The sequence below is a fragment of the Chromohalobacter sp. 48-RD10 genome (genome assembly GCF_029889785.1).
Taxonomy (GTDB): Bacteria; Pseudomonadota; Gammaproteobacteria; order Pseudomonadales; family Halomonadaceae; genus Chromohalobacter.
Genome location: NZ_JARANX010000009.1, coordinates 37406 through 59555, shown reverse-complemented (window position 1 = coordinate 59555; position 22150 = coordinate 37406). Strand labels below are relative to the sequence as shown.

General features: G+C 60.2%; 19 protein-coding genes. 9 read left to right on the top strand and 10 right to left on the bottom strand.

From position 1 onward, the window contains the following. Positions 1-57: 57 nt before the first annotated feature. Positions 58-1260, bottom strand: coding sequence for a 5-demethoxyubiquinol-8 5-hydroxylase UbiM (gene ubiM, locus OP496_RS11230; RefSeq protein WP_280563722.1), 1203 nt, complete (start codon positions 1258-1260; stop codon positions 58-60). A gap of 172 nt (positions 1261-1432) precedes the next feature. Beyond that, the gene (locus OP496_RS11225; protein ID WP_280563721.1) at positions 1433-2485 is read right to left on the bottom strand and encodes a class I fructose-bisphosphate aldolase; all 1053 of its coding nucleotides are present in this window, start codon (positions 2483-2485) and stop codon (positions 1433-1435) included. Between the two features lie 196 nt (positions 2486-2681). Between OP496_RS11225 and OP496_RS11220 the strand changes: the two genes are divergently transcribed. From OP496_RS11220 to fba, 5 genes are all read left to right on the top strand, one after another. Then, positions 2682-3047 carry a CidA/LrgA family protein gene (locus OP496_RS11220; RefSeq protein ID WP_280563720.1) on the top strand — a complete coding sequence of 122 codons (366 nt, stop codon included), beginning with the start codon at positions 2682-2684 and terminating at the stop codon, positions 3045-3047. Further along, positions 3040-3768: an LrgB family protein gene (locus tag OP496_RS11215; protein WP_280563719.1), complete on the top strand. Its 729-nt coding sequence runs from the start codon at positions 3040-3042 to the stop codon at positions 3766-3768. Before OP496_RS11220 ends, OP496_RS11215 begins: the two co-directional genes overlap by 8 nt. 138 nt (positions 3769-3906) lie before the next feature. Further along, positions 3907-4998, top strand: coding sequence for a glyceraldehyde 3-phosphate dehydrogenase NAD-binding domain-containing protein (locus tag OP496_RS11210; RefSeq protein WP_280563718.1), 1092 nt, complete (start codon positions 3907-3909; stop codon positions 4996-4998). A gap of 11 nt (positions 4999-5009) precedes the next feature. After that, positions 5010-6173, top strand: coding sequence for a phosphoglycerate kinase (locus OP496_RS11205; RefSeq protein ID WP_280563717.1), 1164 nt, complete (start codon positions 5010-5012; stop codon positions 6171-6173). A gap of 110 nt (positions 6174-6283) precedes the next feature. Beyond that, positions 6284-7348, top strand: coding sequence for a class II fructose-bisphosphate aldolase (fba, locus tag OP496_RS11200; protein ID WP_280563716.1), 1065 nt, complete (start codon positions 6284-6286; stop codon positions 7346-7348). A gap of 64 nt (positions 7349-7412) precedes the next feature. Here fba and OP496_RS11195 read toward each other — a convergent pair whose 3' ends face one another. The 7 genes from OP496_RS11195 to OP496_RS11165 all read right to left on the bottom strand — a co-directional run bounded on the left by OP496_RS11195 (position 7413) and on the right by OP496_RS11165 (position 14814). Continuing rightward, positions 7413-8363 carry a D-ribose ABC transporter substrate-binding protein gene (locus OP496_RS11195; RefSeq protein WP_280563715.1) on the bottom strand — a complete coding sequence of 317 codons (951 nt, stop codon included), beginning with the start codon at positions 8361-8363 and terminating at the stop codon, positions 7413-7415. Between the two features lie 24 nt (positions 8364-8387). After that, a complete protein-coding gene (locus OP496_RS11190; protein ID WP_280563714.1) occupies positions 8388-9539 on the bottom strand; it encodes an ABC transporter permease in 1152 nt (383 codons plus the stop codon). Between the two features lie 25 nt (positions 9540-9564). Next, on the bottom strand, positions 9565-11112 hold the full coding sequence (locus OP496_RS11185) for a sugar ABC transporter ATP-binding protein (RefSeq protein WP_280563713.1): 1548 nt from the start codon (positions 11110-11112) through the stop codon (positions 9565-9567). Positions 11113-11129: 17 nt separating this feature from the next. Next, positions 11130-11780: a DUF2291 domain-containing protein gene (locus OP496_RS11180; protein WP_280563712.1), complete on the bottom strand. Its 651-nt coding sequence runs from the start codon at positions 11778-11780 to the stop codon at positions 11130-11132. 88 nt (positions 11781-11868) lie between these two features. After that, positions 11869-12969: an alcohol dehydrogenase catalytic domain-containing protein gene (locus OP496_RS11175; protein ID WP_280563711.1), complete on the bottom strand. Its 1101-nt coding sequence runs from the start codon at positions 12967-12969 to the stop codon at positions 11869-11871. 285 nt (positions 12970-13254) lie between these two features. After that, on the bottom strand, positions 13255-14235 hold the full coding sequence (locus OP496_RS11170) for a sugar-binding transcriptional regulator (protein ID WP_280563710.1): 981 nt from the start codon (positions 14233-14235) through the stop codon (positions 13255-13257). A gap of 84 nt (positions 14236-14319) precedes the next feature. Beyond that, positions 14320-14814: an RpiB/LacA/LacB family sugar-phosphate isomerase gene (locus tag OP496_RS11165; protein ID WP_280563709.1), complete on the bottom strand. Its 495-nt coding sequence runs from the start codon at positions 14812-14814 to the stop codon at positions 14320-14322. Between the two features lie 393 nt (positions 14815-15207). On the opposite strand from OP496_RS11165, the gene OP496_RS11160 reads away from it, so the two are divergent. The 4 genes from OP496_RS11160 (at position 15208) to tkt (ending at position 19956) form a co-directional block, all read left to right on the top strand. After that, positions 15208-16200: a dihydroxyacetone kinase subunit DhaK gene (locus OP496_RS11160; protein WP_280563708.1), complete on the top strand. Its 993-nt coding sequence runs from the start codon at positions 15208-15210 to the stop codon at positions 16198-16200. 27 nt (positions 16201-16227) lie between these two features. Further along, positions 16228-16881 (top strand): dihydroxyacetone kinase subunit DhaL, encoded by a 654-nt coding sequence (gene dhaL, locus OP496_RS11155; protein WP_280563707.1) that lies wholly within the window; start codon positions 16228-16230, stop codon positions 16879-16881. A 101-nt stretch (positions 16882-16982) separates the two neighbouring features. Then, positions 16983-17939, top strand: a complete 957-nt coding sequence (gene tal / locus OP496_RS11150) for a transaldolase (protein WP_280563706.1) — start codon at positions 16983-16985, stop codon at positions 17937-17939. Positions 17940-17964: 25 nt separating this feature from the next. After that, complete coding sequence (gene tkt, locus OP496_RS11145) at positions 17965-19956, top strand: transketolase (protein ID WP_280563705.1); 1992 nt, start codon at positions 17965-17967, stop codon at positions 19954-19956. Positions 19957-20167: 211 nt separating this feature from the next. On the opposite strand, the gene OP496_RS11140 is transcribed toward tkt, so the two are convergent. Next, the gene (locus tag OP496_RS11140; protein WP_280563704.1) at positions 20168-21427 is read right to left on the bottom strand and encodes an OprD family porin; all 1260 of its coding nucleotides are present in this window, start codon (positions 21425-21427) and stop codon (positions 20168-20170) included. Between the last annotated feature and the right edge of the window lie 723 nt (positions 21428-22150).

The window sequence follows — 22150 nt, the reverse complement described above, 5'->3', positions numbered from 1 at the left end:
TTCGTTAAGCACGGCCCAGAGCGAGCAGAGCCCGTCTATGGCGGGAGAAGAGCCATCTCAGCGCCGCGATGAGGGCCCAGCCAAATAGTCTTCGAGTAGCCATTGCAGCGGCGCGGCCTGGCGCGCGGCCCCGAGTACTAAATGACGCATAAGACGTGACGGTGGCCGCGTATCGCCGTACAACGTCACCAACGCTCGCGAGGCATGCCACAACGGCAGAATCGCACGCTGATGATGGCGCGCATAAACCGCTAGCCGCGCCGGCATCCCAACATCTTCCACCGCCTGGTCGTGAGGCGTCAGCGCCTCGACCAGCCGACGCACGCTAGCCAGGCCGACGTTGAAGCCATGCGCCGTGACCGGGTGCAGCCCCACCGCCGCATCGCCCACCAACGCCACGCGATCGGTGACCAGATGCTCGGCACGACTGACCGTGAGCGGATAATCGTGCAAGGCGTCATGGCAGTGCATCTCGCCCACACTACGCTGATAAAGACGCGTCGCCTCCGCCGCGAATGCTTCCGACGACAACGCCTTGAGCCGCTCGGCATCGTGCGGCGGGAGCGTCATCACCAGCGACGCAGTATCGCCCGCCAGCGGCAGCAATGCCAAGCCACGCTCACCGGTGAACCATGACCAGGTCACTTCGCGATGCGGTAACGCATGCGCCATGCGGCGCACCAGCAAACGCTGGCCGGTGTCATGAATCTGTGCGGAGAGCCCCGCCAAGCGACGCGTTGCCGATAAACGCCCATCGGCGGCCACCACCAGACGCGCAGGAATGTGCGACTGGTCATCGAGCCACACACTACGCCAGCCAGCGCCGGCGCCCAATGCATTCACCCGGCGCCCAGTGACGAGTTCGATATGCTCGACACCCTGCACCGCTTCGAACGCGGCGCGCCTGATGACATGATTGGCGACGAGTTGACCAATGCGGTCTTGGCCCTCGCCTCGCGCACGGGCCAGGGTCATGCCCCGCGGGCGGTCCCCGTTGTAGAGACGCGCCTCGCGAATAGGTGCCATCTGGTCTGCGGGGATATCAATGCCCGCCGCCGCCAGCTGCTCGCGCGAGGCATGTGTCAGCGCGATCTCACGTCCATCGTCGCCGGGCGAGGCCAGCGCCGTGTACGGCGCGGCATCGATCAACGTCACCGACAAATCCAGCGCCGCCAGCTCCAATGCCAGGCACAGCCCGACCGGCCCCGCACCGACGATCACCACATCTTTGATAGCGATACCTCCGGCAGGTTGCGGCATGCGCCCTCCGCATCAAATGAGCGTGCCCGGACTGGGCACGCCACCATCATAATCGGCACGACGGTCGCGCGTCATAAGCGTGACAATGGGTCGCGACCTTAGGCTATGGACGAAAAGTCGGCAAGACGACCCGGCAAGACCGAGTCGTCATTCAGTGTCGTTAGGCCGCGCGTCAGGCAAGAGTTACCTCGGAGGAGAGATAGACGTCCTGAAGGGCGTTGAGAAGCTCGACGCCTTCGTTCATCGGCTTCTGGAACGCCTTGCGTCCGGAAATCAGCCCCATGCCGCCAGCGCGCTTGTTGATCACCGCCGTGCGCACGGCTTCACCCAGATCGGAATGGCCTTTGGAGCCACCGCCGGAATTGATCAGCCCGGCACGCCCCATGAAGCAGTTCGCCACCTGGTAGCGCGCCAGATCCACGGGATTGTCGCTGGTCAGCTCGTCGTAGACCTTATCGTGGGTATGCCCGAAACCGACGGCACGATAGCCACCATTATTCTCCGGTAGCTTCTGCTTGACGATATCCGCCTTGAGCGTCGCCGCCATGTGGATCGCCTGGCCGGTCAAGTCCGAGGAGACGTGATAGTCCGTGCCCTCGTGCTTGAACGCCGGATTGCGCAGATAGGACCACAGCACGGTCACCATGCCCAGTTCATGGGCGCGCTCGAAGGCCTCGCTGATTTCCTGAATCTGTCGACGACTCTCGGGCGAGCCGAAGTAGATGGTTGCGCCCACCGCCACGCAGCCCATGTCATGCGCCTGCTCGACCTGCGCGAACAGCGTCTGGTCATAGATCGCCGGATAGGTCAGCGTCTCGTTGTGGTTGAGCTTGAGCATGAAAGGGATCTTGTGCGCATAACGGCGCGCCACCGAGGACAGCACACCCAACGACGAAGCCACGCCGTTGCAGCCACCTTCGATGGCCAACTCGACGATGTTCTTGGGATCGAAGTAAAGCGGGTTAGGCGCGAACGACGCTCCGGCAGAGTGTTCGATCCCCTGATCCACCGGCAGGAAACTCAGATAGCCGGTTCCCGCCAAGCGGCCATGATTGAAAAGCGTCTGCATGTTGCGCAGCACGTGCGGGCTGCGGTCGTTTTCCGACATCACCCGATCGATGAAATCCGGCCCCGGCAGGTATAAATCTTCCTTGCGAAACGTCTGGCATTGGTGCTCCAGCAGTGTTTCCGCCTCAGCCCCCAAGAGCCTTGCGATATCGGTCATGTTGCTTCCTCCCTGTCATCCAAGCCTGGCTATACGCACGACGTGGCAGCCGACGTCGATCGTCAGGCTGGCACATGCTCGTGGAGCATAGCAATTCACGCTCGCCACGTAAGCGTCAATGTCGCCCCCGGCATCCGCCGCGTGCTCTGGTATGATGCGCATCAATCTCCGGCACGTTCATGCAAGGGCCATCCGCATGCTGTCCATCCTACGCGGTTTTCTGATCCTGACGGCGTTTTTGATGCTCGGCGACATCATCGTCGAGCTGTTCGCACTCCCGCTCTCAAGCGGGGTGGCCGGTATGTTATTGCTCACCCTCTGGCTGCTCCTGCGCCACCGCTTGAGCCACGACCTCGGTGCCGCCAGCCAACCATTGATCGGTATGCTGGCGCTGCTCATCATGCCCGGCGTCGTCGGCATCTTCTTCCAGGCCGACGAATTCAGCGGCCAATGGGTGACCATCTTCATCGCTTTGATTCTGGGCACGCTGCTCAGCTCGTTAACCACGCTTTGGCTGATGCAACGCCTGGTTTCCACGCCCCGGGAGCGACCGCATGAGTGAGCTTTTACTGCGCCTGGAAAGCCTGGCCCACACGCTCCCGCACCGCCCCGAAACCGCCATCGTGCTCACCCTGGCGGCCTATTTCGCCGGCCTGCGACTTTTTGGCTGGCTGCGCTCGCCCGCCTGGTGCCCACCCATTCTGCTCGCCGCCTGCCTGCTGGCCGGCTTGCTGGCACTTTTACCGCTCGACTATGCCGAGTACCGCCGTGGTGTCGGCTGGCTGACTTGGCTACTTGGCCCCGCCACCGTGGCGCTGGGCGTGCCGCTCTACCAGCAGGTGCATCACATTCGGACACTGTGGAAGCCCATCGTGCTGACTCTGCCGCCCGCCGCCATGCTCGCGGCCGGTTACGCGGTGGGAATCGCCTGGTTGTTGGATGCCCCGCCGACGGTGCTGGCCTCGCTAGCGCCAAAGTCGGTGACCGCCCCCATCGCCATGGGCATCGTCGAGGAGCTACAGGGCTCGGTCTCGCTGTTGATGGGTGCCCTGCTGATTACCGGCGTGATGGCCACGCTCAGCATTACGCTGCTGGCGCGCTTGGGAAACATCCACGACCAGCGCGTCATCGGTTTTGCGCTGGGCGTCAACGGCCACGCCATCGGCACCGTGCGTGCCTTCGACATCGGCCCCACCGCCGGCGCCTTCGCCTCGCTTGGCATGAGTTTGACCGGCGTATTCACGGCGCTATGGCTGCCGTTGATGTGGCATATCATGGGTTAGCGCTAGCCTGCGGTGACATGAATGCCCAAGCTGAATCGTGTCATGTCATGCCAACGTCACGCAGCCTTGGGCAAGCGAGGCGTAACTGCGCTAACATCGGCACTTCACTGTCGAAGCGGGGCTCACGAGCGTCTGTCCATGTCCTATCGCATCGCCATCAATGGTTACGGCCGTATCGGCCAATGTGTCCTGCGAGCCCTCACCGAGCGCCATGCGACTGACCTGGTCGTCGTCGCCATCAACGAGATGTCCGATCTCGATACCATCGCCTACCTGACGCGCTACGATACCACCCATGGGCGCTTTCCCGGCCAGGTGGAAGCCCGCGACGGTGCGCTGGTCATCGACGACCATGCCATCCGCGTGCTGTCCGAGTCCGACCCGTCGCATCTCCCCTGGGCCGAGCTTGACATCGACCTGGTGCTCGAATGCTCGGGCAGCTTCAAGGACCGCACCACCGCCGAACGGCATATCGCCGCCGGCGCCCAGCGGCTACTGTTCTCGCAGCCCGCCGAGGCCGATGTCGACGCCACCATCGTGCATGGCATCAACGACGCCGAGCTACGCCCTGAGATGACCATCGTCTCCGCCGCGTCCTGCACCACCAACTGCCTGGTACCGCTGTTGACCGTGCTCGACGAGGCGCTGGGGCTGGAGCACGGCGTGACCACTACCATTCATTCGGCGATGAACGACCAACCGGTGATCGATGCCTACCACAAGACCGACCTGCGCCTGACGCGCTCGGCCATGCATTCGATCATCCCCGTGGACACGGGCCTGGCACGCGGCATCGAGCGCCTCATGCCGCATCTTGCTGGGCGCTTCGAGTGCCTGCACGTGCGTGTGCCGACCATCAACGTCTCGGCCATGGACATGGCGCTGTCAGTGCGCGAGACCACCACCGCCGAGCAGGTCAATGCGCTGTTACAGACCGCCAGCCACGCGCGCCTCCACGGCTTGCTCGGCTATACCCAGGAACCGGTGACCTCGGTCGACTTCAACCACGATCCGCGCTCGGGTATCGTGGACGCCACCCAGACCCGCGTGGCCGGCAGCCATCTGATCAAAATGCTGTGCTGGTTCGACAACGAGTGGGGCTTCGCCAACCGCATGCTCGACGTGGCGACACATTGGCTGGCGCTCGCCTCTCAGGCAACGCCCGCCACATCGACACACGCCACACCCTCGACAGCGTCGTTTTCGTCTGACATCCCTTCACCCAAGTGAGGAACACGCCCATGAATGTGCGCAAGATGACCGATCTGGATCTCGCCGGAAAACGTGTACTGATTCGTGAAGATCTCAACGTGCCCATCAAGGGCGACCAGGTCACCAGCGATGCGCGCCTGCGCGCCTGCCTGCCGACCATTCAGGCCGCACTCGACGCCGGCGCTCGGGTGATGCTGATGAGCCATCTGGGCCGCCCCACCGAAGGCGAGCTCGACGATGAGTTCTCGCTCGCCCCGGTGGCGACGCATCTCGGCAAGCTGCTAGGCCGCGAGGTACGCCTGGAAAAGGACTATCTCGACGGCAGCGTCGATATCGCCGATGGCGAGGTCGTGCTGCTCGAGAACGTGCGTTACAACACCGGCGAGAAGAAGGACGACGAGGCACTGGCCAAGACCTACGCCGCGCTCTGTGACGTCTACGTGATGGACGCTTTCGGCACCGCCCATCGTGCCCAGGCCTCGACCCACGGCGTGGCGCGATACGCATCCACCGCCTGTGCGGGTCCCTTGCTGGCGGGCGAGCTCGACGCACTGGAAAAGGCACTGGCCACGCCGGCACGCCCGATGCTGGCCATCGTCGGCGGCTCCAAGGTATCCACCAAGCTCGAGGTACTCACCGCGTTGTCCGAGAAGTGCGATCAACTGATCGTCGGCGGCGGTATTGCCAACACCTTCATCGCCGCGGCGGGCTACAACGTCGCCAAGTCGCTGCATGAGGCCGACCTGGTCGATCAAGCCAAGGCGCTGATGGCCAAGGTCAACATTCCACTGCCGTCCGACGTGGTGGTCGCCACCGAGTTCTCCGAGCAGGCCGAAGCCACCATCAAGCCGGTCGACCAGCTCAACGACGACGACATGATTCTCGACATCGGCCCGGATACCGCCAAGCGCTTCGCCGCGCTGCTCGAAAACGCCGGCACTATCCTGTGGAACGGCCCCGTCGGCGTGTTCGAGATCGACCAGTTCGGCAAGGGCACCGAGACGCTCTCGCGCGCCATCGCGGCCAGTACGGCGTTTTCCATCGCCGGTGGCGGCGACACCCTGGCAGCCATCGACAAGTACGGCGTCGCCGATGATGTCTCCTACATTTCCACCGGCGGCGGCGCCTTCCTCGAATATGTGGAAGGCAAGCAACTGCCCGCCGTGGCGGCGCTCGAAGCCGCCTCCCGATAACCTGGCTTAAGCCACCACTCAAACCACTACTTAAAACGACTACTCAAGCCACTACGTCACGATCGGCGGCCTGCGGGTCGCCTTGTACTTCTAGAGGAATCACACTCCCCATGGCTCTGATCAGCCTGCGTCAACTGCTCGACCACGCCGCCGAACACGCCTATGGCGTTCCCGCGTTCAACGTCAACAACCTGGAACAGATGCGCGCCATCATGGAGGCCGCCGACCGCACCGACTCACCGGTTATCGTGCAAGCCTCCGCAGGCGCGCGCAAATACGCCGGTGCGTCCTTCCTGCGCCACCTGATCCTGGCCGCGGTGGAAGAGTTCCCGCATATTCCAGTGGTCATGCACCAGGATCACGGCACCAGCCCCGATGTCTGTCAACGCTCCATCCAGCTCGGCTTCTCGTCGGTAATGATGGACGGCTCACTCAAGGAAGACGGCAAGACGCCCGCCGACTACGCCTATAACGTCGACGTCACCCGTCGCGCGGTGGCCATGGCGCACGCCTGTGGCGTCTCGGTGGAAGGCGAGCTGGGCTGCCTGGGCTCGCTGGAAACCGGCCAGGCCGGTGAGGAAGACGGCGTCGGCGCCGAGGGCACGCTGGATCACAGTCAACTGCTGACCGACCCGGAAGAGGCCGCACAGTTCGTCGCCGCCACCCAGGCCGACGCCCTGGCCATCGCCATTGGCACCAGCCACGGCGCCTACAAGTTCACGCGGCCGCCGACCGGCGACATCCTCTCCATTCAGCGCATCAAGGAAATTCACGCACGCATCCCCGACACCCACCTGGTGATGCACGGCTCCAGTTCAGTGCCGCAGGAATGGTTGGAGACCATCAACGCTAGCGGGGGCGAGATTCCCGAGACTTATGGCGTGCCGGTCGAGGAAATCGTCGAAGGCATCAAGCACGGCGTGCGCAAGGTCAACATCGACACCGACCTGCGCTTGGCGTCTACCGGTGCGGTGCGTCGCTTTTTGGCTGAAAACCCCAGCGAGTTCGATCCGCGCAAGTTCCTCAAGGCAAGCGTCACCGCCATGCGCGATGTGTGCATCCAGCGCTTCGAAGCCTTCGGCACCGCCGGCCAGGCCAGCAAGATCGCCCCGCTCAACCTCGAACGCATGTTCGAGCGTTACGCGAGTGGCGAGTTGAAGCCGCAGATCTCGTAAGCCCTATCGAGACCGGGGGAGACTTGAGAGCGCCGTAGGCGCTCTCAAGCGCTTCAGGGAAGGATTACTGCTTAAGCACGAACGGGTCGGTGTATTGATCGACATTGTCCGAGGTGATGAGAAGGCAGTCGAAGAGCCTCTTCTCGCTATCCATGCCGGTTTCACCGTTCTTGATGTATTTATCCGCCATGCGCACCGCCGTTTCCGAGAAGATGGCCACCGGTTGCAGCACGGTATATTCCATCTCTCCAGCTTTGACCGCCTCGACCGCGTCGGGCGAGCCATCAAAGCCTCCCACGACCACGTCATCGAGCTTGCCGGCTTCCTTCAGGGCCGAGATAGCGCCCAGCGCCATCTCGTCGTTACCGCTGATCACGCCATCGATGTCGGGGTTGGCCTGTAACATGCTCTGCGTCTTGTTGAACCCTTCAGTTCTATCCCAGTTGGCGACATCGACGCCGACCTGCTCGAGGCCGGGGTATTGGCTGAGGACGGTTTCGTAACCGTTGGAACGGGTTGCGGCGTTATTATCCGAAGGCGCGCCCTTGAGCTCCACGTAGCGTGCCGAATCGCCCACTGTTTTGATCCACTGCTGTGCACCCAGCGCCGCACCCTGGGCGTTGTTCGAGACGAGCTGTGCCTGAGCCAGCCCCTGCTCGTTGATTTCGGCATTGATGATAAACACCGGGATATCCGCTTCGACGGCCTTGCGCACCGCCCCAATGGAGCCGTCAGCATTGGCTGGGTCGAGAATGATGGCATCGACCTGATTAGTGATGGCCGTATCGATCTGGTTGCTTTCCTTGTTGGTGTCCCCCTTGTGAGAACTCACCTCGGCGCGATAGCCAAGCTCTTCCGCGGTTTCCTCGGCGATCTTGCCTTCCGTGAACCAGTAGGGGTTGGAGGTGTCGTTGACGATAATGGAGATACGTCCTTCGTCCTGGGCCGCGACCCCACCCGCGAAGAGCGGCGTGCTCACGGCCAGTGCAGCTATCAGCAGGCGTTTTCCTTTCATGAACATAATCGACCACCTTTACTCTTATGATTGTGTACCGGCGTTACCGGCAGTACTTCCCGAGACCGGCGAACGCTCAGTGGCGCTCTCCGATTGCGGTGAAGTCGTCTTGCCATCGGAAGAGGCTTGCTGCGTCTTCCGACCGCTGTATTGAATGCTGTTGAGCAAGACCGCAAGAATGATGACGGCCCCTGTGAATACGGTCTGCCAGTAGGAAGAAACCCCTATGATGACCAGACCATCGGAGAGAAACCCGATCACGAAGGCCCCCAGCAAAGTACCGCGCACATTGCCGCGGCCACCGGAGAGTGCCGCACCGCCGATGACGACACCGGCGATCGCGGTCAATTCATAGGTCGTCCCAGCGGTCGGCCCTGCCGAGGTCAATTGCGAGGACAGCACCAGTCCAGCAATGGCCGCGCAGATGCCCGATAGCACATACACCAACACCTGCACGCGTTTGACCGGTACTCCCGATAGTTCTGCGGCACGGGCGTTACCGCCTGTGGAATACACCCACCGTCCGAAGGGTGTACGGCTCAACGCCAGGACGCATAGAATCGCGACGGCCGCGAGCACCCACACCCCGACCGGCACGCCGAGAAGACGGTTGAAGCCCAGCCAATCGAAACCGGTATTGCCCAGTTCTGGACTACCGCCCAGATTGTTATAGGTCAGGCCGTCGGTCATCAGCAGGGCAACGCCCCTTGCCACGTACAATAGACCCAAGGTCGCCACGAAGGCAGGCACCTTGAAATACGCAATCAGCACGCCATTGATGGCACCGACCAGTGCGCCCAGCCCACATGTCAGAATGACCACGACCCACACGGGGGGATAGAACACGACACCCAGTATTTCGAAAGACACACCCTGCATCAGAAAGCCTGCAAAGACGCCTGCCAGACCCAGTGTCGAGCCCACGGAAAGATCGATGCCACCCGTCAGAATGACCAACAACATACCCAGCGATAACAGCCCGAAGATGGCGACATGAGACGACATGGTCAGGAAATTGCTGGTCGAGAAATAGACCGGGGAAAGAATCGAGAAAATGACGATGATCGCGATCAAGGCGAAGAACGCACGTCCCTCCAGAAGAGCACGCTTTATATCGAAATCGCCGCCGAATAGTTTGCCTCGTCCATTGCCATTATCTTGGCTGACATCAGACATTGTAATTATCTCCGCTATAAGTGGATCAAGCGACCACGGCCTCGCCCGAGGCAGCCATAATCTCTTCTTTGGTGGCATCGACACCGAATTCGGCCGCCATTCGGCCACGACTCATGACGACGATACGATGGGCAATACTCAGGCATTCGCCGACTTCCGACGTCGAAAACACCACGGCCAAACCCTGTTGCGCCGCGCCCTCACTGAGCAGCCTGAAGACCTCGGCCTTGGCACCGATGTCGATTCCCCGACTGGGTTCGTCAAGCAGCACGACTCTGGGGTGAGTGGCCATCATCTTGCCGATCACGACCTTCTGCTGATTGCCGCCGGATAACGAGCCGATGGAGGCGGCAGCACCGTCGGTCTTGATATGAACATTGCTGATAGAGTCCCGCACCACGTGATGCTCACGCCCACGCGATGTCAGCAGCCCCTTGGTAAAGGCACCGATACTGGCAAGCGAGAGGTTTTCGCCCACCGACATCGTCTGCACCAGACCATCACGCTGACGATCTTCCGGCACCAGCACCAGGCCTTGTTCGATACGCTCCGCGATACTCAGCCGCGAGATATTCTCGCCATGCAGCAAGACCCGGCCCGCGGCCATGTCGCCGCGCCCCGCCACGCTTTCGAGCAACTCGGTGCGGCCCGCCCCCATCAACCCATAGATGCAGACGATCTCGCCGGCGCGCACGCTCAATGACACGTCATCGACCACGGCGCGCCCGGGTACCGACGCATCCGGGACGGTGACACCCTCGATCGACAGCACGGCATCTCCCATCGCGTACCCATCCGGCGGGGAACCGAGATCGAAGTTTTCCCCCACCATGTTGCGTACGATCCATTCGAGATCGATCTCCGCACGAGCGGCATAGGCCGTCATTCGACCGTCGCGCAATACCACAGCATGGTCGGTAATGGTCAGGGCTTCCTCGAGATGGTGGGAGATATAAACGAGCGAGACGCCGCGGCTTTTCAGGTCACGAATCACGCGAAACAGCACTTCGACTTCCGAAGCGCTCAATGCCGAGGTCGGCTCATCCATGATCAGGATGCGTGAATTGACGGATAACGCACGGGCGATCTCGACGATCTGCTGCTGCCCGAGGCGCAGATCTTCCACAGGCGTGAGTGGATCGATGGGTTCATTCAACTCTTCCATGAGTTGACGCGTCTGGCGCGATTCCTCCGTGTAATCGACGCCGCCATTGCCGACGATTTCACGGCCCATGAAGACGTTATCGCGAACGTTCAAATTGGGCGCAAGGCTGAGCTCCTGGTGGATAATCGATATCCCCTGGCGCTGTGCCTCCGTGGTCGAGGAGAAACGAACCGGCTCGCCTTCGAGGACGATTTCTCCCGAGGAAGGCTGCATGACGCCCGAGAGAATCTTCATCAGCGTCGATTTTCCCGCGCCATTCTCGCCGAAAAGCGTCGTCACTTGCCCATAGTGGACATCGAAATTGACGGCCTTCAGGGCATGAACATTACCGAAAGACTTGGCGATATTGCGCGCCGACAGGATTACTTTGCCCAGCGCCTCTTCCTGATTGGTTGCATATTCGTTCATCGCATCAAGCCTCCGGCTCATTGCACGCTAAAGTCGACCGGTGTCACGAGCCAGTTATTCGGATTGATCAACTGGAATACGCCCGTCACTGTCACGGTCTTGCCTTCCAGGTCTTGTGTATCGATATCCGATAGCACCTGAGCCTTCATGGCATCGTTCAAAGCGGCGCCCGCATTCTGATATTCGATCTGATTCTTGAATTGACCGAATTCGATCTCCCCCGTGGCATCCCGCAGGTCGGTACCATTGATGGCCGGCCCGGTCTGAACCCTCACCACCAGATCATCGGGCGCCCCGTCGGCCTTGACTTCATATGTCCCGGATGTGCTTTCACCCACCACGCCGGTAAAGGTAACGGGCATGATAGGACCGACCCCGCCTGATACACCGTATTTTTCACCCGCCGCACTTTGATCTTCGGCAATCGCACTAGACAGCTTACCGATACCGACGGCTCTGCTATCGACATCCTCGCGAATCTTGGGAAATTCTTCTTCGGCGAAGCGTGCCATTTTTGCGCCTTCCTGCCCCTCTTCCGCTCCGATCGGCATCACCGTCGTATCCCAGGCCATGGCGGCAAGCAGGACGACCGCAACACCGATCATTACCGCCTTACCGCGCCTTTTTTTCCATTGTCTCTGAGGCATGGCAGCCGTATGTGAAGTCATGATGAAGCGCCCCCTGGCGTCGCTGATGAGTGGTAATCAAGTCCCGCGCCGGATGACGGTTGTGACCGTTACGCAGGACATCGCGACATCACTCACCGGGCATGAGAATGATCTTGAGTGCGCTACTGTCGTGCCTCATCAGCTCGATACCCTTGTGGAAATCCGCCAGTGGCAGCTTATGAGTCACCACACCCTCGGTGGGGAAATCACCGCTCTCGATCCCTTCGATCACGTGTGGATAGCAGTAAGGTCCTAGATGCGAGCCCAGTACGTCGAGCTCTTTGCGGTCACTGATGATGCTCCAATCGACCGTCACCGGATCCTTGAAAACGCTGAACTCGACGAAGCGACCCAGCTTACGCAACATCGCCAGCCCCTGCTCCACCGACTTGGGCGCGCCGGTCGCTTCGATGTAGATGTCACAGCCATAGCCGTCGGTCATATCCTTGACGATCTGGACGACATCTTCGTCACCCGGATTAAGCACCACATCGGCACCAAATTTCTTGGCCAGTTCCAGGCGCTCGCCGTGCAGATCAAGCACCACCAGCTTGGCGGGGCCGGATTTCTTGGCCGGGCCAATCATCCCCAGCCCCAGGGTGCCGGCACCTGAGAGCACCACGATGTCACCCAACTGGATTTGCGCTCGTTCCACCGCGTGCATGGAGCAGGAAAACGGCTCGGTCAGCACGATGTTTTCCACCGGCACATCATCCGGCAGTTTGTGGTTGATGGCTTCCTTGGGAAACTTCATGTACTCGGCCATTCCGCCATTGACGTTGTTCTGGAAGCCATACACGTCGTGCTTCTCGCACATCCAGTACTGGCCGCGATGACAGAAGCGGCAGTCCCAGCAGGGCACGATCTGCTCGGAAATAACTCGGTCGCCGACCTCAAAACCTGTCGCGCCGGGGCCCATCTTGACGACGTTCCCGATGAACTCGTGCCCTGGGATCATCGGCGCTTTGATATAGGCAGGCTGATCCTCGTCACCCCAGAAACTCGGCGCACCTTCATACGCCTTGAGATCACCAGCACAGATGCCACAGGCCTCGACCTTGACCAGGATTTCCTTGTCACCGATATCGGGGACCGCGACGTTTTCCAGTCGATAATCTTCTGGCGCGTAGGCAACGATGGCACGCATCGTGTCGGGGATGTCGGGGGATGAGGTGAGCGTATCGTTCATGATGGCCTCCATTGAGCTGGCGCTCATTTATCATTTGATCTTTTGTTGCTCAAATGAATTAACGCTTTTCAGTATAGCCAGGTCAATGAAGTCGGCGACCTTTTCGTCTTATACTTTAGGATTGCTTTTTAATTTACTGAAAATAAACAACTTTTAGAAAGATATCTGAAAGTTAACGTCCGCAAAGTGCAAGAAGGAAAAGACAGTTCGCACAAAAAGGCCGTTCAAATAAACACATCAGTGTTCATATGAACGGCCTTGCACGACACTCGGTCGCATATTGCCTCAGCTTGGCGCCGAAGTGGTCGCTTCATCCAGACGCAGGATGGTATGGGCGTTAGTCACGCTGGTAGCCAAGGTATCGATGACGCCGGTACGCAGGGCTCCCAGGATTCCCGCCGCCTTAGTGTTTTCGCTGGCGATCGCCACCACGTCGGGAATCCGCGCCAAGTCGGTGATGGTCAAGCCAATGACCCGACCCTGCATGGGTGTTTCCGACGGCCGGCCATGCATATCGATGAAATCGTACCCCATCATGTCACCCACCGTTCCCGAAAGCCGCGCCTCGGCAATTTCCTGGGGCGTGAACCAGCCCATGCGTACCATGTTGCTGTCCTCACTGAGATCGCCGACACCGATCATCGCGGTATCCGCGCGCCGTGCCCTGTCCAACGTCTGACGCACGGTGGGGTTTTCATACATCGAATCGCGCAGCGACGGGTTCTGCACCAGCGCCGGCGCATACAGCGTCTCGCTATCACCACCATACTTCACCGCCAGGCGGCGACAGATATGATCAGGATTCATGTACTCTCCGGCACGCAACGAGCCGCCAATGGCACACACGAACGAACATTTGCGCTCGCCTTGTTCGAAGACGTTATCGGCCACTGAGCCCACGTTACGCCCCATGCCCACTGCCACGATCGAACCATCGTGCAGCTCGCGCGACAAATGATCGGCCACCAGACTGGCCACACCGGAACGCTGAACGTCGGGGTCGGTATGGTCGAGCGCAATCAAGGCGCGCTTGATACCGAAGCGGTTTATCAGTGCCTGCTCGACCTCGGCGCTTACCGCAGGATGCTGACGAACCCGCACATCGACGATGCCCTCGGCATGCGCGCGCTTTAAAAGACGCCCCGCCTTGACCCGGGAAATCCCCAGACGGTTGGCGATCGCCTCCTGGGTTTCGCCCTCCACATAATAGAGAGAGGCGATCTCAGTCATCAGCGCGACCTCGGCGCTCTCGACACGTTCACTCATGGCACTGCCTCATACGATCCGCTTCCTGGCCACTTCGGGCGATGTGCACCAAGATACCACAGCGAACAAGCGCACTCTCATCGATCAGACGCTCGAGGAATCACGAAAGGCCTCTTTTTCGTATTCCAGGATACGCTCGATTTTGGCGCGCGAACCGCCACCGCCGAACTCGGTTTCCAGGAAGGTCGTCACCACGGCCTTGGCCAACTCCGGACCAACCACACGGGCGCCGAGCGTCACTATTTGCGCATCATTGCTCGAGCGCGCCTTGGCGGCCGAATAAGTGTCATGCGCCTGCGCGGCACGAATACCACGCACCTTGTTGGCCGAAATCGCCACACCGATGCCAGTCCCACAGACCAGCACTCCCTGCGTCACCTCTCCCGATTCGATGGCACGCGCCACCCGGACCGCTACATCGGGGTACAGCACCGGCTCAGCGTTATAGGTGCCGTAATCGATGGGCGCGTACCCCAGAGCGCGAATGTGCTCGATCAGCAAGGCCTTGAGCTCGAATGCGGCCTCATCGCCGCCCAGTGCGATGCGCATTGCTGGTGCATAGCCGTTTGAGTCTGACATGTGTTGTCTCCCGTGATGATTCCTCCCGCTTGCGATCGGTATGCTGTTACCGCTCGCGCTATGTTCAAAATATCAGTAACCGAACATTTGTAAAATTCTCGATCACGAAAAGTCAGCGGCTAATTTGCGCCACCCTATTATTCGAGTTCCTGATTAATAAATAAAAACCTTTTAATTCAAGTACTTAATATTAAACATCGCTTTCAGAGCTCTTGTTCACGACCAAAGTCTCAGACGTCGACACCGGCCATGCCTTGACAGTCTTGGGCCCCAAGCCTAAACATCTGATCAGCTAAAGATCATTATATAATTCGTCAACTCAAGTGGCGGATCGCCACGCCCCATCGTCGGTCACAACGAACAATCGGCCACAACGAACAAGAGGAATACGCCATGCAACGCATCATCAATGACCCCGACAACGTCGTGGACGATGCCATCAAAGGTTACTTGCACGCCTCGCCGAGCTTGTTTGCCGCCACCGATCACTCGCGTGTTCTCAAGTATCCGGACAGCCCAAGCGACAAGGTCGGTATCGTCACCGGTGGCGGTTCAGGCCACGAACCCGCCTTCCTGGGCTATATCGGCGCGGGGATGTGCGATGCGGTGGCCATTGGCGAGATATTCTCGTCCCCTACCGCCGATGCATTCCTCGAAGCCTTTCGCTCCGTGCCCCATGAGCAGGGGGTCGCTTGCCTGTACGGCAACTACGCGGGCGACAACATGAACGTGAAGATGGCCAAGCAGATGGCCGAGATGGACGACATCGAGGTCAAGACGGTGATTGCACGCGACGACGTGGCCTCGGCACCGGCATCAGAGCGCGACAAGCGACGCGGCGTCGCCGGCGAGGTGATGATGTGGAAAATCGGCGGCGCAGCGGCGGCCCGGGGCGACAGTCTCGACGAAGTCATTCGCCTGGCGCAGAAGGCCGTCGATGCGTGCTCGAGCATCGGCGTCGGACTGAGTAGCTGCACCATCCCTGCCAACGGCAAACCCAACTTTTCGATCGAGCCCGGGCACATGGAACTCGGCATCGGCCACCATGGCGAGCCGGGGATCGAGGTCGCGCCGTTGACCAGTGCCGAGGCCATCGCCACGGCCATGTGCGATCCTGTGCTCTCCGACCAGGATTTCGCCGGCAGCGAGGTGGCGGTGTTGATCTCGGGGCTTGGCGCCACGCCGGTGATGGAGCTCAATATCCTTTACGCACACATCGCCGAACGGCTCGAAGACGCCGGCATCCGCGTGCATCGTACGGACATCGGCAATTACTTCACCTCGCTGGAGATGATGGGCGCCACGCTCACGCTGATGAAGCTCGACGACGAGCTCAAACCGCTGCTGGACGCCCCGGCACGCTCGCTGGCCATCACGCAGTGCTGATCGGAACCGCTACTACGGAGACTCACCATGCAAGTTCTGGACGCGACTCACGGCAGGGACATTCTCGAGGAGTTGGTCGAGGTCATCGTCGACAACCGCCAATACCTGAGTGATGTCGACGGTGCGATCGGCGACGGCGATCACGGCATCAACATGGCCAAGGGATTTCGACTTTGCGGGGAGTCGGTCGCCGGCCAATCGCTGTCGCTTTCCAAGGCGCTGGGCACGCTCGCCACGACCTTGATGGGCTCGATCGGCGGTTCGATGGGGCCACTTTACGGCAGCCTCTTCATGGGCATGGCCAAGTCGACCAAGGACAAGAACGTCCTCGATGCCAAGGATTTCGGCGAAATGCTGGCCAGCGGGCGCGAAGCGCTCGAGCAGATCAGCGACGCCAAGGTCGGCGATAAGTGCCTGCTCGATACTCTGGTGCCGACCATCGAACGCTACCGCGACGCCGTCGAGAGCGGAGACGACTTTTCCCAAGCATTGCAAGCATTACGCAATGGCGCCCAGGACGGTCGTGATTCGACGCTCGACCTGGAGGCCAAGATTGGGCGCGCGGCACGCCTTGGCGAACGCTCGCGCGGTCATCTGGACGCCGGCGCGGTGTCGTGCTGCCTGCTACTGATTCGGCTAGCCGACAGCACCGAAAACCGCCTGGAAAAAGCCGCCGCCTGAGCACTAGCGGCGGCTCACTGAGTTACTCTCCATTTCCTCGCCCCCGGCGCTGCCTGACACGTCGTGGGCTTTCACGCCCGCATACAGCGGCGGAGCACACCATGGTTTCACAGCTCGACTCACTCAAGGCACTATCGCAAGTGGTCGCCGACACCGGGGACCCAGCCGCCATCGAACGCTATCGGCCCGTCGATGCCACCACCAACCCATCCTTGATCCTAAAGGCATTCGAACTGCCCGGCTATCAGCCACTGATCGAGCGGATTCTGGCTGAGGAGCGTACCGAGAAGCCGCATGATGCCGACCATTTGGAGCGCATCGTCGACCGACTCTCGGTGGGCATCGGCAGCGAGGTCGCCCAGCTCATTCCGGGGCGCGTCTCCACCGAAGTCGCCGCTAAACTCTCGTTCGATACCCAGGCCAGTATCCGCAAGGCCCATGAGTTGGTGGAGCGTTACGAAGCGCTGGGTATCGGTCGCGAGCGTATCTTGATCAAGCTCGCCTCGACCTGGGAGGGCATTCGCGCCGCCGAGGTGCTCGAGCGCGAGGGTATCCAGTGCAACCTGACGCTCTTGTTCAGCGACACCCAGGCCCAGGCTTGCTTCGATGCCGGGGTGTTTCTGATTTCACCTTTCGTGGGGCGTGTGACCGACTGGTATCAGAAAGAAACCGAGCAGACGTTCGGCCCCGACGATGACCCCGGCGTGCGGTTCGTGCGCCAGGTATGCGAGCGTGCCGACCAGGGCGGTTACGAGACCGTCGTCATGGGGGCGAGCTTTCGTACGCCGGAGCAAGTCCTGGCTCTCGCCGGCTGTCATCGACTGACGATCTCCCCCGCCTTGCTGGAAACGCTCGAGGCGCGCGAAGGCAATGTCGACGCCAAGGTGCGCTTCACGCATCCCGAGGCACGACCCGCCAAGCCCCTCGGAGAAAGCGCCTTCCGCTGGCAGCATAATCAAGACCCCATGGCCATCGACAAGCTGGCCGAGGGCATCCGGCGCTTCGCCGACGATCAGACCTGCCTCGAGGACTTGATCGCCGACCGGCTCGCTAACTGATTCACCGCTCATGGAGGAGACACCGATGCCCTCTCGATTCACACTGGCCAATGCCATTCGCGCCCTGTCGATGGATGCCGTGCAGGCCGCGAACTCTGGCCACCCCGGCGCGCCGATGGGCATGGCCGATATCGCTGAAGTGCTGTGGAACGATCATCTCAAGCACAACCCCAGCAACCCTACCTGGCCCGACCGCGACCGTTTCGTACTCTCCAACGGGCATGGCTCGATGCTCTTGTATTCGCTGTTGCATCTCAGCGGTTACGATCTGGCCATCGACGACATCAAACAGTTTCGCCAGCTCCATTCGCGCACGCCCGGGCATCCCGAACTCGGCTATACGCCTGGGGTCGAAACCACCACCGGCCCGCTGGGTCAGGGGCTCGCCAACGCCGTCGGCCTGGCGCTGGCCGAACGCACCCTGGCCGCGCAGTACAATCGTCCAGGACATGACATCGTCGACCATCGCACCTGGTGCTTCGTCGGCGATGGTTGCCTGATGGAGGGCATCAGCCACGAAGCCTGCTCGCTGGCGGGTACTCAGGGCCTCGGTAAACTGACCGTCATCTATGATGACAACGGCATCTCTATCGACGGCGAGGTTGCAGGATGGTTCACCGACGAAACCGCCAAGCGCTTCGAGGCTTACGGCTGGCAGGTCATCGCCGACGTCGACGGACATGACCCCGCCGCCATCGAAGACGCCATCACCGCCGCCAAACAGCACGACCAGCGCCCGACCTTGATCATCTGCAAGACGGTCATCGGCTTCGGCGCACCCAACAAACAGGGTACCGGCGCCTGTCACGGCGCCGCCCTGGGCGAGGATGAAGTCGCCGCCGCACGCCAGCGCCTCGATTGGTCGCATCCGCCGTTTCACGTGCCCGACGAGATATACACAGGCTGGAACGCCGCCACGACCGGCCAGCAAGCCGAAGACGCGTGGCGCCAGCGCTTCGCGCGCTACGCCGAGGCTTATCCTGAGCTCGCCGAAGAGCTCGAGCGCCGCTGGCATGGCGAGCTACCCGGCGACCTGGGCGGCAGCGCCTTGATCGAAGAGGCTCAGCAAACCTGCGACTCGCTGGCCTCACGCAAGGCCTCACTGGGCGTGCTCAATCGTCTGGGACCCAAGCTGCCGGAACTACTCGGTGGCAGCGCCGATCTCGCGCCGTCGAACCTGACGTTCTGGGACGGAGCAAGCGTACTCTCCGCGCAGTCCCCCGAGGGCAACTACCTGCATTACGGTGTCCGTGAGTTCGCCATGGGCGCCATCATGAACGGCATCAGCATGCACGGCGGCTTCATTCCCTACGGGGCGACGTTCCTCACCTTCATGGAGTACATGCACAACGCCGTGCGCATGGCCGCCATCGCGCGGCGCCAGGTAATCTTCGTCTACACCCACGACTCCATCGGCTTGGGCGAAGATGGCCCTACGCACCAGCCCATCGAACAGCTCAATGCGCTACGCATCACATCCAACTTGGCAACGTGGCGCCCCTGCGACGCCACCGAAACCAGCGTGGCCTGGCTGGCGGCGCTCAAGCGCCAGGACGGCCCCACGGCCCTGGTCTTCTCGCGCCAAGGGCTACCTGGGCAAGCACGCGATGTCGCGCAGCTCGCCGCTATCGAACGTGGCGGCTATGTGCTCAAGGATTGCGACGCCACGCCCGAGTTGATTCTCATCGCCACCGGTTCGGAAGTGGGCCTGGCCATGGACGCCGCCACCCAACTCAACGATCAGGGGCGGCAGGTCCGCGTCGTCTCGATGCCCTGCGCCAGCGCCTTCGATGCCCAAGACGCCGATTATCAGGAGACGGTGTTACCGCCTGCGGTGACACGCCGCCTCGCCATCGAAGCCTCGCATCCCGACTATTGGCGCAAGTACGTCGGTCCTCGAGGCAGCGTGATCGGCATGACCGGCTACGGGGAATCGGGCAAGGCCGAAGACCTTTTCCGCCACTTCGGATTCACCATCGAGAACGTGATCGACACGGCCCGCGCCTTGCTCGACTGAGGCGTCTGGCGACATGGCCGCCGGGGTCATGTCGCCGCACACCTGCCAAGTTGCGGTAGGGGAAGCAGCGATGTCTGGCGGCGAGGCTATCCTTGCAATGAGCACATATAAAAATAGCCGTGAACGAATGAGTTCACGGCTATCCTGCCAGCTTAGATGGAACATTCAGCTTTCTCGAGCCGACCTCTTCGTGAGTATCTAGCCTGGCATGCTAACTGCCAATCGAAAGCGGATAGTTGAGGATGATGCGATTCTCATTCAGGTCGCGGGTATTGACCTCGGAGCGGAAGCTAGAGTTACGCCACTTGATGTTGAGGTTCTTCAGCGAACCGTTTTGGACCGTGTAGGCAAGCTCGGTTTCTCGGCCCCACTCGCTACCGTCGCTGCCGTTCTCGTAATCGATGTTGTCGCCGCTGATGTAGCGATTCATTATCGTCAGCCCAGGCAGACCCAGCGCTTCGAAGTCGAAATCATGGCGTAGCTGCCAGGAACGCTCACCGGAATTGTCATAGCTGTTGTTGAAACTATCGTTGGCCAGCGAGCCACCACTGGCTCCGTTGACACGCATCCACGTATCGCCACTGACTTTCTGTAGACCGAGATAGACGGTATTGCTGCCGAAGTCTAGACCAAACAGTCCGGAGTAGGTGTCATTGTCCAGATCACCAGCACGGGCTCTCCCATCATCACCGCCATGGAAGTAGCCGATATTGGCAGTCAGCGCCACGTCCTCGGCCAACGGTTGAGTATGTACCACCTGCGCGTATTGCTGCTCGTAGACATCTTTCAGCTCTGCGCCCCATAGGCCAAAGGTGGTCCGTTGTTTGTTGAACGTATACTCGCCACCGATGAAGTTGAAGCGATCAGACTGGCCGCCGCCATAGGTCATGTCATCCATGCTCTTGCTGTCTCGGGGGCTGTTCTGGCGGAACTGGCCGGCCGTGAGCATCAACCCGTCGATATCGTGGGAGGTGATCATACCGCCCTCGAAGGTCTGCGGTAGCGAACGCCCGTCGTCCGAGCGCAAAATGGGCAGCACCGGCATCATTTCGCCAACCTTCAATACGCTTTCACCGACTTTGGCTTTGGCGGCGATACCAAAGCGACCGTAGTTATCGGCCGGATGCGGATCGGTACCGGCATCCTCTACGGGCAACAGACCGGTGCCGTAAGTATCGCTACCGCCATCCAGCTTGACTGCAGCGCCGGCAATTACATCGACGCCGAAACCGACCGGGCCGGGTGTGTAACCGGACTCAATATTAAGGATCAAGCTTTGAGTCCACTCTTGGGCCTTATCGCGCTCAACGCTCGAGTCCTCGAAATCGCGACCGATAAAGTAGTTACGGAAGGTCAAGTCGACCTTGGTGTCATCGACGAAGCCTTGAGCGTGGGCGTTCATGGATGCGCCGAGGCAAATCCCGAGGCTAGCCAGAGAGATCGCGCTGGTGAGTGGTTTGCGTGTCATCATTGGTTTTATTCCCTCTTGTTTTGTTGCCGCCAGCCGTCGCGGTCTTAGCCGCGATGGTGCTTGGCAATTGATCCGGCTGCAGGTGCAGCTAGAGATTATTATTAGCAGTGCGTATGGCGCAGGGTGAGTATACCGACATAATGGAGGAAGTCTGGACACCAACCTCCATACATCACGTCGTCATGTGGCATGGCATAGCATTAATATTCGCACAACGAACTTTTTTTCACATGACAAACAAAGCTTGGCAATATTCTTACTCGTCTGTCAAACGGGGAGAAATTCGCATAGCGAATTTAATAAAAATACACAAATTTTCAGGATGTTATGAAACATTTCCCGCCAAAAATTCAGACTAAAGAAGTAGTTACAAAGACATCGCAAAAGGCATGCAACAAGAGAAATTCTGCCATCTACTATTCGACTAAAGAATAATATTTAATATATTTTTATATATAAACGTAAATAACATGAGCCGCATCCAAATAACTTCTTCCTAGAGGAAATCCGGGATAAGCAGTACGTTATTCCTGCCGAAAGGTCGATAGATCGATTCAACAATTTTCATCGGGCTCAAAGAGGAACCCTGTCATTTACATTGGCAATGGTTGAGCTGGGGGCGAATACACGCCCCCTTGATTCTCTCCTTCAGCATCGCCAAAACGAGTAGTGAGGCAATCAGGAAGACTGCCTCGGGAAAATTCGTCACCGACGATCCCGTTA